Below are 16,041 nucleotides of genomic sequence, written 5' to 3' on the forward strand. Positions count from 1 at the left end.
CGCCGGTTTCACGAACCCGTCCGCTGCGGCGCGGTGACGGTGAGCGTGCGGATGTCGCGGCTGGTGGCGGAGGCGTCGGGCGCGGCGAGCACCACCCTGGGGCCGCCGGGGCGGTGCACGACGGTGCTGGGGAAGGCCGGTTCGGCCAGGGCGAGTTGCCCCGTGCCGGCGGCTTGCGGGTACATGCCGAGGCTCGCCCACACGGCCCAGGAGGACATCGCGCCGAGGTCGTCGTTGCCGACGAGGCCGTCGGGGCGGTCGCTGAACAGGGTGGCCAGGGCGCGGCGGACGGTGTCGCGGGCGCGGTCGGGGCGGCCCGCGAAGTCGTACGCCCAAGGGGTGTCGAAGGAGGGCTCGTTGCCGAGGTAGGCGTAGGGCTGGGTGCCGCCCGCGTTGAGCCGGGTGAAGAAGGTGTCGAGGCGGGCGGTGACGGCGGCGTGCCCGCCCATCAGGGTGAAGAGGCCGGGCAGGTCGTGCGGGACCATCCAGGTGTACTGGGCGGCGTTGCCCTCGACGTACTCCTTGGTCTGCGCGGGGGTGAAGGCCGGCCAGGTGCCGTCGGCCGCGCGCGGCTGGAGGTAGCCGGTGGCGGGGTTGAAGAGGTTGCGCCAGTTCCCGGAGGCCTTCAGCAGGGTGGCGTAGGCCGCCGTGTCGCCGAGACGGTGGGCGAGCTGGGCCAACGCGTAGTCACAGACGGCGTATTCGAGGGTGGTGGCCGCCGAGCCCCACACTCCCTTGGTGCCGGCGGGGATGTAGCCGAGGGAGTCGTACTGCGCGTGTCCGGGCCGCTGGCGCTTGTCCTTGCGGCCCGCCATGGCGGCGCGCAGCAGGCCGCGGGCGTCGAAGTCGGTGGCGCCGAAGGCGTGGACGGCTGAGGCGATGACGGGCAGCGGGTCGCCGACCATGACGCCGGTGCCGCCGTTGGCGAGGGTCCAGCGGTCGAAGTAGCCCGCCTGGATGCCCTGGTTGAGGACGGACCGCGCGATGTCGGAGGCTTCGTGGGGGGCCAGCAGTGCGAGCAGTTGGACCTGGGAGCGGTAGACGTCCCAGCCGGAGAAGTTCGCGTACTGGACGTGTCCGGAGGCAGTGGTGTGGATGTGGCCGTCCATGCCGGGGTAGCGGCCGTCGGCGTCGCTGAAGGCGCTGGGGTGCAGGAGCGAGTGGTACAGGGCGGTGTAGAAGACCCGGCGCTGGGTGTCGGTGCCGCCGCCGACACTGATACGGCCGAGCCAGTCGTTCCACCGGGCGCGGGCGGCCCGCCGGATCTGGTCGTAGGAGTTCGTGTGCTGCTCAGCGGCGATGTTGCGGCGGGCGCCGTCGACGCTGACGAAGGAGACGCCGACGCGTACGGTCACCGTGCGTACGTCGGGACCGAAGGAGACCTGCGCGGCGCCCGGTCTGCCGTCCGGATGGGCGGCGTGGGCGAAGGGGTGGTCGAACACCGCGTGGAAGTAGAGCCGGTAGCGGTTGGCGGATTTGCAGAAGCCGCCGCTGTCGGTGAAGCCGGACAGGGTGTCGGTTCCGATGTCGACCGTTCCGGTGGCCTTGTTGAACGCCCTGCCCGCGTCGACGCTCAGCGCGGCGGGACGGTCGTCGGTGGCCGGGTAGGTGAAACGGGCGATGCCGGAGCGCTGGGTGGCGGTGAGTTCGCTGCCGATGCCGTTGTCGAAGGTGACCCGGTAGTTTCCGGGTGTCGCCCGCTCGTTGGCGTGCGAGAAGGTCGCCTGCCCGGTGGTGTCGCCGGCGAGCGTGGGCATGAAGGGCACATTGCCGTAGCCCTTGCAGCCGGCCCCGGAGAGGTGAGTGAGGCTGAACCCTCTGATCCGGTTGTCCCCGTACGCGTACCCGCCGTGCTGGTAGGTCACCGTGTCAGGGCTCCACTGCACCCCGCCGAGCGGCGCGGTCGCGCCGGGGAAGGTGTTTCCGGCACCACCGCCATGGCCGAAATCGGCCCCTCCGGGCGCGGTACCGACGAAGGGGTTCACGTACTGGGCCGGGTCGGCCACCGTGTAGTCCGCGGCGGCGGGTGCGGCCGGCGCGGACGACACGACGAGCGCGGCGGCGCCGGCCAGCGCGGCCCGGCGGAAGGGGAATCGCAAGTGGGTCTCTCCGGGCTGTGGCGGGAGGGGCGACAGGGTACGAGGGCGACAGTCTCACCGCGGACGTCATCGCCTCCGGGCCGCCACGCCCGGAAATCACCCGCACGGCGGGGCGCCCGGTTTCACCCGGCCGCCACGTACGACGCGACGGGCTCCACCTGCGCACCCACCACAACCGGCCACCCCGCAATACCCGAACGCATGCGCCAACTGGCTAGACTACGCACCCTCGTGCATGTGATCCGGTCACGTCCGATCACAGCCGTTCCCGAAGGGTTTCGACGCTTGATAGCCATCGAAGATGTCAGCAAGCGATATGCCGACGGCACGGTGGCCGTCGATCGCCTCTCCCTGCAGATACCGAACCACTCGATCACCGTGCTCGTCGGGCCTTCGGGGTGCGGCAAGACCACCACACTGCGGATGATCAACCGCATGATCGAGCCCAGCAGCGGCACGATCCGCGTCGACGGCGAGGACATCCTCCGCAAGCCGGTCAACGCCCTGCGCCAGTCGATGGGTTACGTCATCCAGAACGCGGGGCTCTTCCAGCACCGCACCATCCTCGACAACATCGCCACGGTGCCGCGGCTGCTCGGCTGGTCCAAGCAGCGTGCCCGCGCCCGCGCGGCGGAACTGATGGAACGGGTGGGCCTGGACCCGGCCATGGCCCGCCGCTACCCCTACCAGCTCTCCGGCGGCCAGCAGCAGCGCGTCGGTGTCGCCCGCGCACTCGCCGCCGACCCGCCGATCCTGTTGATGGACGAGCCCTTCTCCGCCGTCGACCCGGTCGTCCGCCGCGGTCTGCAGGAGGAGTTGCTGCGCATCCAGGGCGAGCTGGGCAAGGCCATCGTGTTCGTCACCCACGACATGGACGAGGCCATCACGATCGGTGACCGCGTCGCCGTACTGCGCACCGGTGGCAAGCTCGCCCAGTTCGCCGCCCCCGACGAGCTGTTGTCGGCGCCCGCCGACGCGTTCGTGGAGGAGTTCCTCGGCGGCGACCGGGGCATCCGCGGGCTGTCCTTCCTGTCCACCCGCGACCTCGAGCTCGACCGCTCCCGGGTCTTCCCGGTCGGCACCGACTGGAAGCAGCTCGCCGGGAAGCCGGGCGGCACGGAACCGGTCCTGGTCACCGACGCGGACGGAAAGCCGCTGGGCTGGGCCGACCTGACGGTGTGGGCCGGTGAAATGCGCGCACTGGAGCCGTACGGGCAGGCCTTCGAGGTCGGCAAGGACTCGCTGCGGGTCGCGCTGGACCGGGCGGTGCTCTCGCCCACCGGTCACGCGGTCGCCGTGGACGGGGCGGGACGCGTACTGGGGCTCGCCGGGCAGGAGTCGGTCGCCACGGCGATCCGCGCGGCCAGGCAGCGCCGTGCCGCGGACTCCGAGGGCGTCTCCACGGTGAAGGCCACGCGATGAACGGCTTCTTCGACATCCCGAGCGACCTCCAGAGCAGCTATCTCGGCCTGATCTCCACACACATGCAGGAGGCACTGGTCCCTGTTCTCATCGGCCTTCTGCTGGCGCTGCCGATCGGCCTGCTGTGCGTCCGCGTCAACTGGGTCTATCCGCCGGTCCTCTGGACCACCACGGTGCTCTACGCGATCCCGTCGATCGCCTTCTTCGTGGTGCTCATCGACTACACCGGGCTGAGCAAGACCACCGTGATGATCCCGCTGACCCTCTACAGTCTGGTGGTCCTCGTCCCGGCGGTCGTCGACGGCGTCCGCTCGGTCCCCGAGGAGACGAACGCCGCCGCCGCGGCCATGGGCATCGGTTCGCTGCGGCGCTACCTCCAGGTCCAACTGCCCATCGCCGTACCCGCGATCATGGCCGGGCTGCGCGTGGCGACCGCGTCCAGCATCAGTCTGGTAAGCGTCGGCTCGCTGATCGGCAACCAGGGAGCGCTGGGCAACCTGCTCACCACGGCAATGCTCTACCACCGCCCTCTCCTCGCCGTGAACTCGGTGGTCACCACCGCCGTTCTCGCGGTACTGGTCGACGCCGTGCTCGTCCTGCTGCGCCGCGTGCTCACCCCCTGGCAGCCGGCCTCCGGCCGCAAGGCCGCACGCCGTACGTCCACGATCGCGGGCGCCGCCCGCACACCGGAGAGCGTCTCGTGAACGTACTCGACTTCATTCAGTCCTTCTTCACCGACGGGTCTCACTGGCACGGGTACGACGGGATCCCGCAGCGCGTGTGGGAACACCTCCAGTACACCGCCGGGGCGCTCGCGATCGCCGCGGCTGTCGGGCTGCCTATCGGCCTGGTCACCGGACACACGGGCCGCGGCGGCAACGCGCTGGCCTTCGTGTCGGCGGGTGCCCGGGCGCTGCCCACCTTCGGCCTGCTGGTGCTGATGTTCGTCTGGCTCGGCCTCGGCATCGTGCCGGTGATGATCCCACTCGTGGTGCTGGCGATCCCGCCCATCCTCATCACCACGTACGAGGCGATCCGCACCCTGGATCCCTCCCCCGTCGACGCCGCCCGTGGAATGGGCATGCCGGAGGGGAAGGTCCTGTTCCAGGTCGAAGTGCCGGCGGCGCTGCCGCTGATCCTCAGCGGTCTGCGTTCGGCGGCGATCCAGATCGTGTCCACGGCGACGATCGCGGCCTATGTGAGCCTGGGCGGGGTCGGCCGTTACATCCTGGACGGCCTCTACCAGCGCGACTACGAGAAGGTCGTGGGCGGCGCGGCTCTCACCGCGATCCTGGCGCTGCTCGTCCTCGTCCTGTTCTGGGCCGTGACCCGAGTGGCGGTGTCCCCCGGGGTGCGCAGGCGCCGTACGGCCTGAGGAGGTCTCACGGCCTCGAGGAGAGCCAAGAAGAAGGGGGGACGGGCGGCGGGCCCGTCCCCCCTTCTTCTCTTGTTCACTGTTCCGCGGTCGCCAGGGCGTGTTCGAGGACGACGAGGAGCGCGTCCCGTACGGACCCGCGCTCGCGGGCGTCGAACACGGTGAGCGGCACGTGGTCGCCCACGTCGAGGGCCCACCGCACGTCGTTCAGATCGTGTTCGACCTTGCCGTCGAAGGCGTTGACGGCCACCGCGAAGGGGATCTCGCGGTGCTCGAAGTAGTCGACGGCCGCGTAGCAGTCGTCGAGCCGACGGGTGTCGACGATGACGAGCCCGCCGAGGGCGCCCTCGACCAGGTCGTCCCACATGAACCCGAAGCGCTCCTGGCCGGGGGTGCCGAACAGATAGAGCTTCAGGGTCGGGTCGAGCGTGACACAGCCGAAGTCCATGGCGACGGTGGTCGTCATCTTCTCCGGGGTGTGGGAGAGGTCGTCGATGCCCGCGGCGACCGAGGTGATGGACGCCTCGGTGGTGAGCGGCTCGATTTCGGAGATGGCACCCACGGTGGTGGTCTTGCCCACGCCGAAGCCGCCCGCGATCACCATCTTGACCGGCATCGGCGGCCGGGGACCCTCGGTGTCAGCGCTCACGGATCGCGCCCCGGGAGTCGGGGATAGCTCGGAGACCATCGATAACCCTTCGCAATACGGTGGCGTCGCGGGCGGATTCGGCCTGCGGTGCGTACAAGGCCAGTTGACCGTCGGCGCGCAGATCGTCGGCGAGCACCCTGATCACATTCAAATGCATCCGCAGCTTCGCCGCGATCTCCGCCAGCGACAGCGGCTGACGGCAGACCGTGATGATGTCGCGGTGCTGGTCGAAGACGAAGGCGTCCAGCGTCGCCAGACCGAGATCGGTCGCGACGACCTGCGTCTCGATCGGAATCGTCGGTACCAGGCTGTCACCGCCGGCGATCCGCCCCGCGGTCAGCAGGAATGGCCGAACGATCGACGGGGGGTGCTCCGCTCCCCATGCGTCGTCGTCGGCGGCTGATGGCTCGCCGGCCGTCATCTCGTCCTCACCCTTCACCTCGCGGGTCGTCCCGGCCTTCGTGACGCCCCCGCCGACCGTCAACCGGTCGGCGCGATCCCCACGGTGTTCTTGAGCTCCATGACCAGTTGCGGGCTCAGAGCGGCACCGGCGCGGTTGGCGAACAGGGTCATCTCGTACGCGATGTTCCCGAGCTTCGCCTCCTTGGAGGCGACCACGCCGAGCACCGCGCCCGCGCCGAGCGCGGACACCAGGACGTGCCCTTCCTCCAGGTCGATGATGACCTTGTTGAGCCCGCCGAGGCCGTAGTTGCCGGACGCGCCCATGGCGAGGCTGGTGATCCCGGAGACGATGGCCGCGAGCCGCTCCGAGTCCGCCTTGCCGCGCAGTTGGGACACCGCGATCAGCAGACCGTCGGAGGACACCCCGATCACGTCGACGACGCCGGCGGTCTCGGTGGCGAAACGATTGAGCAGCCAATTGAAGTCGGCAGCGGCTGTCTTCACGTCCGTCGCCGGTTCCACGGCCGCGGACTCCGGTTCACCTGTCCACATGGTCACTTGCTCGTGCCTTCCGGGAATGAGGGTCTGTTCTCTGTGCTGGACTCGCCGGAGGTGTCGGGACGGCCCCCTGAACGGGCCGACCCGAAGCCGGTACGACGGGCCTGTGCCGCGCTCTCGCGCTCGGCCCGCAGGACGGCTTCCTCCAACTCGTCGATCTCGGATCGTGCCGCTTCCGCGTCGGCGGTCTGCCAGGCGGGCGGCCGTGGGTTGGTGATGGTCTGTTTGGGAAGCCGGGTCGAGGCGGTGGTGGCCTGCAGGGTCGCGCCGCGCACACGCCGCCTGAGCGGACTGGGGCCGCCCTCGCCCGGTCGCGCCGGGGCGCTGCCGGGCGCCGAGGGGGCCGTACCGGAGCCGCGAGGGGTGCCCGCGCCACGGGGCGGCTGTCCGAGCCCGCTGCCGGGGCCGGTGCCACGCTGGTGGTCCGGGCCGCCGGCCGCGCCCTGAGGCGCGCCGCGTCCCGCTGTCTCGCGCTCCGCGGCGCCCGTGCGCCGCGCGGCCGCCGGGGTCGTGGTGGCGGGTGTGCCACCCGGCCTGGGCCGGGATGCGGCGAGGCCGCCGTAGCCGCCCATGGCGCCGTCGCCGGTCGGGTCCTGACGGCCCGTGTGGCCGTCGGCTCCCCGGTTGCGTGCCGGGATCCTGCGGGGCAGGGACGACGGGCCGGGCTCCGGGTCGACCTCCGCGGGGCGTGGTTCGAGCCCGCCGGAGCGGCGCGGCGGCGGCAGGATGTGCGGGGCTCGCGTCGCGGCTCCGGTGGGGTCGGCGAGCAGCAGATGCGAGCCGGGCACCGCGACGGTGGCGGTGACGCCGCCGCCCGGGGTGCGGGTCAGGACGACCTCGATGCCCCAGCGCCGGGACAGACCGCCGACCACGAAGAGGCCGAGGACCTCGGTCGGGGCCAGGTCGAGCCGCTCACGGCGGATCAGGCGGGCGTTCTCCTCCTCCAGCCGCTCCGCGCTCATCCCGAGCCCGTGGTCGATGATCTCGATCAGGGCGTGGCCGCCGGAGCCGTGCCGGGGCCGCAGGACCACTTCGACACTGCTGGACGCCGGGGAGAACGTCACCGCGTTCTCCAGCAGTTCGGCGAGCATCAGTGTGAGGTCACCGACGATGTCGGGGGCGACGGTGACATCGCCCTCGGCGTGCGGGGTGACCCGCTGGTATCCCTCGATCTGGCCGAGCGCGGCACGGACGATGTTGCTGAGCCGCATGGGCCCGGTGCTGAGGCCCGTCTCGCGGATGCCGGCGAGCAGCATCAGGCTGTCGGCGTTGCGCTGGAGGCGTACCGCGATGTGGTCGATGCGGTAGAGCCGGTCCAGTACCTCCGGGTCGGTCTCGCCGCGCTCCACCGAGTCGATCAGCACGAGCTGACGAGCGGTCAGGTTGCTGACACGGTGGCCGACGTTGCCGAACATCTCGGCGATGTTGCGGCGGCTGATGACCTGGCGCTCCAGCAGGGCGGTGGCCGTGACCTGCACCTGGTTGAAGGCTTCGGCGAGTTCACCGATCTCGTCGCGGACCGGCACGGGTACGGCTTCGAGGCGCGGCGGGCTCGCGTCGTCGGCGTCGTCGTCGGCGACCCGGGCGAGTTCGCTCTCGGCCGCGGCGGCCACGTGCTGCGCCGCCTCGGTGAGGGTCTTCACGGTCCGCACCACGGAACGCCGCATCAGCACGGAGAACAGGATCCAGGCCGCGAAGGCGGCGAGGTTGGCGCCCACCAGCCACAGCACCTGCCACCAGGCGTCGCTGGACGCTTTCTGGGTGTCGGCGGCGATCTGGTGGATGAGCGACTCGGTGATCTTCAGCCGGTTCTGTGCCTGCCGCTGGTACGTCGGGTCGGCGGCCAGGGCGTCGTCGAGCGCGGCACGCAACTGCGAGTCGCTCTCGGCGACCAGACCGCTGGGGTCGACCTGCAGCGCGGCGTAGTGCTGGGCGACGACGCTCTGGTACGGGCTGTGCTCGATCGAGGCGAGCTCGGCGCCCTGCTCCTGGCTGGCGAACCGGGTGAACCGCTCGGCCTGGTAGGTGTACTGCTCGTAGTCGCCGACGGCTCCGGTGTACTCGATGAGCGCGTTGGGGTCACGGGTCCGGGCCGCGAACACGCTGGTCTCGAAGGACGCGTGGGCGGTGTCGGCGCGCAGCAGCGCGTCGAGCAGATTGCCCGCGGACTCCGACGACTCGCCGCCCGACTGACCGAGGCCGAGGCCGTTGATGAGGCCCTCGATGACCGATCCGTAGGCCGGGTCGATGTTGTCGGCGGGGATCGGGCCCTCTTCGATGGTCTTGCGGAGGCTGTCGAGGCCCTCCAACTCCTTGAGCGCCTGGGCCTCGGCGTCGGGCAGTCGGTCTCCGTAGGTGGACCGTACGGCCTCCGCCTGGGCGGTGACCTTCTGCTGCGCCTGAAGGAAGGCGGAGGTGTCGGGCGCCTTTTCGCCGGAGCGGGCCGCCTCGTAGCGCAGGGAGACGAGGAGCGCCTGCCGGTGTTCGGTCTGGACACCGTCGATGAGCTTGGTGACCTGCGCGCTGTCCTGGACGAGCCGGGTGGTCTCGGCGGCGGAACGGGCCAAGTCGATCTCGGAGTAGGTGATGTAGGCCATCATCGCCGAAACGACGGCGAGCGGAACAATCACCAGGACGTTGAGTTTCCGACGGAAAGGCCAACGGTCGAGGAGGGAGGGCGTCCGGCCTATTCGGGGAGCCGTGGTCTGCGGCCCCCGGGCGGCTTTCCTGTGCGCGGGCACCAAACCTCCTTGACTTCATTCCCAATTGGAAGCCCGCAGCCCGGGCTGCGTTGACTCGGGTCACGTCAGCACGCTCGGGCCGAGCAAGTGGAACCAGGTCCCCCGACTCGGCCAACATTAGCGGCTGCCGCAAGAGTACGGCCATGATCAACCAAAAAGTGACGTGGTGATACGTCGGATTCGCTGCCGTTTCGGTCAGGTTGCGCCCACGCGTCGAAGCCGTGCGGTCTCCATCGGTGATCTATTCGTGTCTTGACGGTGCGTTACTGGGCTCGATTGGATCGTCATCACGCCATGCCTTCCGGCCGTCGACCGCCCATGCAGAAGTCTGGATGACCAACGTGACCCACGCCAGAAGCACCAAAACGACCGCAACGTACGCTGCATCCCTGCTGGTCGTGGCCGCGGCCGCCCTCACGGGCTGCGGCTCCTCCGACGACTCCGGCAGCAAGGACCCGCTGAAGGGCGACTCCGCCAAGGGCGGCACGGTCGTGGTCGGCTCCAACAACTTCCCCGAGAGCATCCTGCTCGCCGACATCTACGGCGAGGCCCTGAAGGCCAAGGGCGTCAAGGTCAGTTACAAGTTGAACATCGGTAGCCGCGAGACCACCTACGGGCTGATCAAGAACGGCACGATCACGGTCCTGCCCGAGTACAACGGCGCACTGCTGGCCTACCTGAACGCCAAGGCGGCCCCGACCACGGTCGAGGACACCAGCAAGGCCATCACGGCCGCGCTCGATTCCAAGCTGACCCTGCTCGAGCCCTCCAAGGCGGAGGACAAGGACGCGATCGCGGTCAACGAGGCGACCGCCAAGAAGTACAAGCTCACGACCTCGTCGACCATCGCCGACCTCGCCGACCTGGCCAAGGACGTGACCATCGGTGGATCGCCGGAGTTCCAGACGCGCAAGCAGGGGCTGCTGGGCCTCAAGTCCGAATACGGCCTTGAATTCAAGTCGTTCAAGGCGCTGGACGCGGGCGGTCCGCTCACCGTGGCGGCCCTGAAGGGCAACAACATTCAGGCCGCGGATCTTTTCACGACCGACCCCGGAATCACCAAGAACAAGTTCGTGGTCCTTCAAGACCCGAAGAATCTCTTCGGCTTTGAGAATGTGACGCCGTTGGCCTACAAGAGCGGTCTCTCCTCCGCCGGAGTTTCCGCGCTCAACGCCGTATCGGCGAAGCTCGACACGGACACCCTGGTCAAGCTCAACGCCCAGGTGCAGAACGACAACAAGGACCCGCTGGACGTGGCCAAGACCTGGCTGTCGACCGCCGGACTGTAGCTCTGACGGATGCGCAAAGGCCGGAGCGGGCGTCCGCTCCGGCCTTTGCGCATCCCTGAAGGCCGGGCGGCGCCCTGCGCGCGTCCCGGCCCGTCGCCGCGAGAACACCACCGCGCCGCGACCGCCCAGGCTCGCCCGCGTCCCGCACGCCGCCCGCTCCCCACCCCGGCCTTCACCGACGGAGACCTCTTCCACCGCACCGTCGAACCGGGCGGGGCCGCGATGTCCGCCTCCGGGCTCGCGCAGTGGGGCCCGCCGGCCACCCGCGACTTCCTCGGCGCCGCCCCCTCCCCGGCCCTGCTGCGGCAGGTCGTCGCGGCCCCGCGCGAGGAGAACGAACTCGACCCCGCGCGTCTCGCGGCGCTGCGGAAGGCGATGAGCACCTGACCCTCGCCTCTTGACCCGCGGCCCCCGCCGGCTGATCTCCTCATCAGTTCTGAAGGGGCCGCGGATAGGATGACCCCATGCCCGATCAAGCCGCCGCCCAGCCCGCCAACCGCTTCGAACGCAGGCGCGCCCAGACCCGCCGCGCCCTGATCGCCGCCGCCCAGCGGATCCTGGCCGAGCAGGGCACGAGCGAGGTCAGCATCCAGCAGATCGCCGAGTGCGCCGACGTCGGGTTCGGCTCCTTCTACAACCACTTCCAGACGAAGGCGGAGCTCTTCGAGGCGGCGGTCGTCGACGCGCTGGAGGAGTACGGCAATCTGATCGACTCGATCACCGGCGACCTCGACGACCCGGCCGAGGTGTTCGCGGTGAGCGTCCGGCTGACCTTCCGGCTCGCCGACACGCACCCGGAACTCACCCGCGTCCTGCGCTACGGCGGCCTCCCCTACATCCACGCCGACTTCGGCCTGGGCCCCCGCGCCCTGCGGGACATCGAGGAGGGCAACGCCTCCGGCCGCTTCCAGGTGGACAGCCCCCTCGTCGCCCTCAGCGCCGTCGGCGGCTCCCTCCTCGGACTCCTCCAGCTGAAGTCGTCCGCCAGGTCCGAGCAGTCGGGCCCCGGCGCCGACGAGGAGATGGCCGAACTCATCCTGCGCATGCTGGGGCTGTCCCCCGAGGACGCCCACGAGGTCGCCCGTCGCCCGCTGCCGATCGCGACGCCCTCGTAGGGTCGCGAGCGTCTCAGGGGCGTTCGGTCAGGAACCGGTCGATGGTCGAGGTGAGTTCCTCGGGCTTCTCCACCGGGAGTTCGTGGCCGGCGTCCAGGATGCGCACCTCCGCGTCCGGGTACGCCTTCGCCATCCGCAGCATCTGGGAGACGGGCAGCTGGATGTCGTAGTAGCCGTGGATCATGAGGGTGGGGACACGGATCTCCCCGACCCGGTCGAGGACGTCGAAGGACCGCATCGCGCCGTAGCAGGTCATGACCACCTCCCGCGGTGTGGACGCGGAGGTCCGGATGTACTCCTTGATCTCCTCGCGCGGGTAGCCGGGGGCGAACGCCCGCTGGATGTTGGTGGCGACGAACAGCTTGAACGGCACCCGCGTGGACACCGCCATCAGCAGGCCCCTCCCCCGGCTGTACGTCATCCGGCTGATCGAGTTCACCAGGACCATGCGCTCGATCCGGTCCGGGTGGCCCAGCGCCAGGGTCTGCGCGATCATCCCGCCCATCGAGTGGCCGACGGGGACGAACCGGTCGACCTTCAGGTGGTCGAGGACGGCGAGGACGTCCCCGGCCAGCTCCCCGATGCTCCGCCGTCCCGACCCGCCGCTCTCGCCGTGTCCGCGCAGATCGACACGTATGACCCGCCGTGTGGCGGAGAAGTGCGCCAGCTGGTGGTCCCAGCGGTGCCGGTTGGCGGTCCAGCCGTGGATGAACACCAGGGGCGCGCCCGCACCGTCGTGGGGGCCCTCGTCGTCGTACGTCAGTGTGGCGCCGTCGACTTCGAGCTGCGGCATGGGTGGCCTCCTGCGGTGCGGTCCGGTTACTGACGGGTACGGTAACCGGCCGCCCCGGCCGCCGTCACCGTCGTTCGCCGAGGAATTCGAGGATGTGCCCGAACACGTCGAGGGCGGCGCCCCGGCCGAGGAACGTGTCCAGATGGCCGTAGCCGGGAATCTCGGTGTAGGTGACGTCCAACTGCGGCTGTCTGCGGGCGAGTACGTCGTGGCAGAGCTTCTGGGAGTCGAGCCACAGGCCGTTCTCGCTGCCGGCGAGCAGCAGGACGGGGGTGTCGATACGGGCCGCCGCGTCGAGCGCGTTCTGCGGCAGCGCCCGGTAGCGATGGTCGCCGTCGTGCCAGCGCACCACGGTGCGGGCCAGCTCGATGCGGCGCAGATGCGGCAGGATCCACAGCGGGGCGGGGCCGAGCAGTTCGGCGAGCCGGTGGTGGGTGGCCTCGGACAGGTGCTCGTGCACGAACAGCGAGGCGCCCGTCCCCCACGCCGAGTTGTGCAGGATCTGACAGGTCGGATCCGGGCAGCTCGCCCCGCGGGAGGCGAGGGCGAACAGCGGGGTGTACTTCGACCACAGGCCGGCCTTGCGGATGTCGACCGGTATGTGATCGAGACGGGACCTGAGCAGCTCCCCCGCCAGCGACATCCGCAGCGAGGTGCGGCCCGCGAGCTTCGGCGTCAGGAACACGCCCTGGGACACCACGCCCGCGAGGCCCGGGACCAGCCCCGCCGTCATGCTGAGCGACAGTGTGAGGGAGCCGACGCAGTGGGCGACCACGAACAGCGACCGGTCGCCGATGCGGCCGCGGACGTGGGCGACGGCCGCGGGGATGTCGTACAGGGCGACGTCGTCGTACGTGTACTTCTGGCCGGTCTCGTTGTACGGCAGCCGGCAGCTGCCCCGCCAGTCGAGCAGCCAGGGCTCGTAGCCGTCGTCGAGCAGGACGTCGACCAGGTTGCGGGTCTCGGGCAGCAGGAACATGTCGGCGGACGCGGTGTGCCCGTGCAGGAGCAGCACGGCGGGGCGGTCCGTGTCGCCGCTGTCGACGCGGGTCAGACCGAGGCGTACGCCGTCGTCGGCACGGAAGGGGATCTCCTCGACCCGCGCCGGGTCGAGGCGGTGGTGGAGGGGGCGCAGGGCCGTGGTGCTCCTGACCCTGCGGAGCGTCGGCCTGGTACGGGAGTCGGTGGTCCGGAGGATCATCGGTGCTGCTCCGAGGGGGTCGGGGTGCGGCGCAGGTCGAGGAGGTCGGCGGCGGCCCGGGCGAACGGGCCGAGCAGACCGCGGCCCATCTCCAGGCCGAACCAGGCGAGCCAGGTCAGCTTGGCGGCCCGCTTCTCCTGGCTGGTCAGGCGCGGGTCGACCTTGATGCCGTCGATCTGGTCGCGCAGGTAGCTGTCGGCGGGCACGACGAGCTCGCCCGCCAGGGCCGCCGGTGCGCCCTCGTGGCCGATCTCGACGGTGAGTGCCCGGGTCTGGCGCCACACGTCTCGGCGGGCCCGGGCGTACTTGTGGCCCTCCAGCCACCAGCGACCACCATCCGCGTCACGCAACGTCAGGCGGTAGCTGAGGAGCCGGTGGCGCATACCGTGCCGCTGCGGGATGCCCTCCTCGGGCCGGATCCAGACGTCGCCGCGCTCGACGACCAGCGGTTCGGGATGCACCGCCGCGCACGCCAACTCGCCGGTGACATCGACCCGGCGCTCCTTCACCAGCTGGTACATGCTCGCGAGGGAGAGGGTGAGCGCCATCGAGCAGGGGGTGTCGGCGGGGGCTCCGACGGGGCCGACACCGCCTTCGGTCGTCTCGGAGAACCACAGGTAGGGCTGGTCGTCCCGGTGCGGCAACCGGGCCAGGCCGTCCTCGGCGAGCCGCTCGAACGTCCTCAGCTGGGCCTGGGCGTCGTAGCGGGCGGCGGGCCGCAGCCCGAGCGCCTCGACGAGCGCGGCGGTGCGCTCGGCGGCGGCCGCCGGACCCTTCAGGGTCGCCTCGCAGAGTTTGAGCGCGGTCGGGCTCTGCAACACCCGTGCGAGAAAGGCAAGTTCGGGCACCGGTTCGGCATCCAGCCGGGCCAGGGCATGCGTCCGCCACTCGTCCCAGTCCTGTACGCGTACGTGCATCCCGCCGAGGGCCATGTCCCGCACGACGTCGTCGAGGGTGTGGGGAACGCCGGTCAGGTTGTAGTCGTAGCCCCACGCGTCGGGTTCGCAGATGACGGCGACCGCGACCCGGCTCACCCAGTCCACCGGGGCCGCGTTGAGGTGGTTGAACGCGGGGACCGTGCGGAAGCGGCCGAAGGCCGAGATGAGGCCACTGCTGAGGTCCTGCGGGTTGTAGGCGCCGGTCCTGGTGTGGCCGCCGATGCCGCCGGGGCGCAGGGCCGTGACGATCAGGCCGTGGTCGCGGGCCCGTCGCAGGGCGACCTCGGCCGCCCACTTGGTCTGGTCGTAGCCCGCGACAAGGCGGTCGACGTGGGCGAGCGGGTCGTCCTCACCCATCGCGGTGATGCCGACCTCGTTGAAGACCGCGATGGAGGAGATGTGGTGCAGCGGCTTCGGCCGGCCGGTCGCCGCGAGCTCGGCGAGGGTGAGGGAGCCGATGACGTTGCTCTGCCGCAACGACTGGTAGCCGCGCAGGAAGTCCACGGCGGCCGCCACGCCGACGACGCTGTCCAGCTCGTGGGTGAGCGTGGTCCAGAGTTCGTCGGACAGGCCCAGGTGCGGGCGCCGGATGTCGCCGGGAAGCACGGTCACCCGGCGGCGGACCTCGGACGACCAGGGCAGCTCATAGCTCTTGAGCGCCTCGCCGAGCCGCGCGACGGCCGCCTCCTCGTCGGCGGCACGGACCAGGCAGTAGACGTGGGCGTCGCTGTGCCGCAGCAGGTCGAGGAGCATATGGCTGCCGAGGAAGCCGGTGGCGCCGGTCAGCAGGATCCGGCGGGGCGGCACCGGCTCGGGGTCGTCGGTCCAGGGCAGCCGGTCGGCGAGCGCCAGGTCGGCCAGGATCTGGTCGAGGTCCTCGGGCCGGGCCGTGGAGTACGGGGCGGGGGTGACGGGGGTGCGGGAGACCGGGGCGGGAAGAACGCCGGGTGCGGGCGCCGGCCGGGTGCCCGCGATCGACAGCCAGCGGTGGGCGAGGCTGGTGGGCCGGGCGTCGGCGAAGACGTCGTCGAGGGCGATCTCGATGCCCAGCTCGTCCTCCAGCGTCGCGACGAGCTCCACGGCGCCCACCGAGGTGCCCCCGGCGTCGAAGAAGTCGGCGTCGGGCGCCAGGTGCCCCTCGGGAAGGTGGCGGCCCGCCGCGGCGGCGATAGCGGCGGCCAGACCCTCCACGTGCGGACCCACGTTCAGGCCCACGTGCGGGACCACGTCCAGGACCACGTCCGGGACCACCGCCGCCGGAGTGGCCACGTCGGTACCGTGCGGCGTCGACGCCGTGGCCGTCCTCACCTTCGCCAGCAGGGCGTCCACGCTCAGCCCGCCGCCGTCACCCCGCTCGATCGTCTCAGCCGTCGCCCGCTGTCCGGCGTATGTCGGCGCGCCCTCGTTCACTTCACGCATGAGAACCCTTCACCCCGTGACTTGTCCCTTCGCTCACTGC

General features: G+C 70.8%; 13 protein-coding genes and 1 pseudogene. 6 read left to right on the top strand and 8 right to left on the bottom strand.

Annotation, left to right across the window (positions count from 1 at the left end; translation table 11 throughout):
- Positions 1-8: 8 nt before the first annotated feature.
- Entirely contained in the window at positions 9-2,099 is a 2,091-nt protein-coding gene (locus tag OG819_RS40010; protein WP_266654010.1) for a GH92 family glycosyl hydrolase, read from the bottom strand.
- A gap of 285 nt (positions 2,100-2,384) precedes the next feature.
- On the opposite strand from OG819_RS40010, the gene OG819_RS40015 reads away from it, so the two are divergent.
- Genes OG819_RS40015 through OG819_RS40025 form a run of 3 tightly spaced genes read left to right on the top strand, consistent with a single transcriptional unit; the run spans position 2,385 to position 4,896 of the window.
- Positions 2,385-3,521, top strand: coding sequence for an ABC transporter ATP-binding protein (locus OG819_RS40015; RefSeq protein ID WP_266654012.1), 1,137 nt, complete (start codon positions 2,385-2,387; stop codon positions 3,519-3,521).
- Positions 3,518-4,225 carry an ABC transporter permease gene (locus OG819_RS40020; protein WP_266632529.1) on the top strand — a complete coding sequence of 236 codons (708 nt, stop codon included), beginning with the start codon at positions 3,518-3,520 and terminating at the stop codon, positions 4,223-4,225. Before OG819_RS40015 ends, OG819_RS40020 begins: the two co-directional genes overlap by 4 nt.
- On the top strand, positions 4,222-4,896 hold the full coding sequence (locus OG819_RS40025) for an ABC transporter permease (RefSeq protein ID WP_266426115.1): 675 nt from the start codon (positions 4,222-4,224) through the stop codon (positions 4,894-4,896). Before OG819_RS40020 ends, OG819_RS40025 begins: the two co-directional genes overlap by 4 nt.
- A 76-nt stretch (positions 4,897-4,972) precedes the next feature.
- On the opposite strand, the gene OG819_RS40030 is transcribed toward OG819_RS40025, so the two are convergent.
- The 4 genes from OG819_RS40030 to OG819_RS40045 are packed head-to-tail and all read right to left on the bottom strand — an operon-like array spanning position 4,973 to position 9,246.
- Positions 4,973-5,584, bottom strand: coding sequence for an ATP/GTP-binding protein (locus tag OG819_RS40030; RefSeq protein WP_266426118.1), 612 nt, complete (start codon positions 5,582-5,584; stop codon positions 4,973-4,975).
- Positions 5,535-5,966 carry a DUF742 domain-containing protein gene (locus OG819_RS40035; protein ID WP_266634994.1) on the bottom strand — a complete coding sequence of 144 codons (432 nt, stop codon included), beginning with the start codon at positions 5,964-5,966 and terminating at the stop codon, positions 5,535-5,537. Before OG819_RS40035 ends, OG819_RS40030 begins: the two co-directional genes overlap by 50 nt.
- 59 nt (positions 5,967-6,025) lie before the next feature.
- Positions 6,026-6,499, bottom strand: a complete 474-nt coding sequence (locus tag OG819_RS40040; protein WP_266431767.1) for a roadblock/LC7 domain-containing protein — start codon at positions 6,497-6,499, stop codon at positions 6,026-6,028.
- A 2-nt stretch (positions 6,500-6,501) separates the two neighbouring features.
- Positions 6,502-9,246 (bottom strand): ATP-binding protein, encoded by a 2,745-nt coding sequence (locus OG819_RS40045; protein WP_266654014.1) that lies wholly within the window; start codon positions 9,244-9,246, stop codon positions 6,502-6,504.
- Between the two features lie 332 nt (positions 9,247-9,578).
- On the opposite strand from OG819_RS40045, the gene OG819_RS40050 reads away from it, so the two are divergent.
- The 3 genes and pseudogenes from OG819_RS40050 to OG819_RS40060 all read left to right on the top strand — a co-directional run bounded on the left by OG819_RS40050 (position 9,579) and on the right by OG819_RS40060 (position 11,650).
- Positions 9,579-10,535 (top strand): ABC transporter substrate-binding protein, encoded by a 957-nt coding sequence (locus tag OG819_RS40050; RefSeq protein WP_266632523.1) that lies wholly within the window; start codon positions 9,579-9,581, stop codon positions 10,533-10,535.
- A 171-nt stretch (positions 10,536-10,706) separates the two neighbouring features.
- A pseudogene (locus OG819_RS40055) lies at positions 10,707-10,922 on the top strand (2,3-dihydroxybiphenyl 1,2-dioxygenase); the annotation flags it as partial.
- 77 nt (positions 10,923-10,999) lie between these two features.
- Entirely contained in the window at positions 11,000-11,650 is a 651-nt protein-coding gene (locus OG819_RS40060) for a TetR/AcrR family transcriptional regulator (RefSeq protein ID WP_266654016.1), read from the top strand.
- 13 nt (positions 11,651-11,663) lie between these two features.
- Here the strand turns inward: OG819_RS40060 and OG819_RS40065 are convergent, their stop codons facing one another.
- The 3 genes from OG819_RS40065 to OG819_RS40075 all read right to left on the bottom strand — a co-directional run bounded on the left by OG819_RS40065 (position 11,664) and on the right by OG819_RS40075 (position 16,001).
- Positions 11,664-12,443 (bottom strand): alpha/beta fold hydrolase, encoded by a 780-nt coding sequence (locus tag OG819_RS40065; RefSeq protein WP_266632519.1) that lies wholly within the window; start codon positions 12,441-12,443, stop codon positions 11,664-11,666.
- Between the two features lie 64 nt (positions 12,444-12,507).
- The gene (locus OG819_RS40070; RefSeq protein WP_266654020.1) at positions 12,508-13,644 is read right to left on the bottom strand and encodes an alpha/beta fold hydrolase; all 1,137 of its coding nucleotides are present in this window, start codon (positions 13,642-13,644) and stop codon (positions 12,508-12,510) included.
- On the bottom strand, positions 13,641-16,001 hold the full coding sequence (locus tag OG819_RS40075; protein WP_266654025.1) for a thioester reductase domain-containing protein: 2,361 nt from the start codon (positions 15,999-16,001) through the stop codon (positions 13,641-13,643). The genes OG819_RS40070 and OG819_RS40075 overlap by 4 nt, the downstream gene beginning before the upstream one ends.
- Between the last annotated feature and the right edge of the window lie 40 nt (positions 16,002-16,041).

The organism is Streptomyces sp. NBC_01549, from assembly GCF_026339955.1.
In the GTDB taxonomy this organism is placed as follows: domain Bacteria; phylum Actinomycetota; class Actinomycetes; order Streptomycetales; family Streptomycetaceae; genus Streptomyces.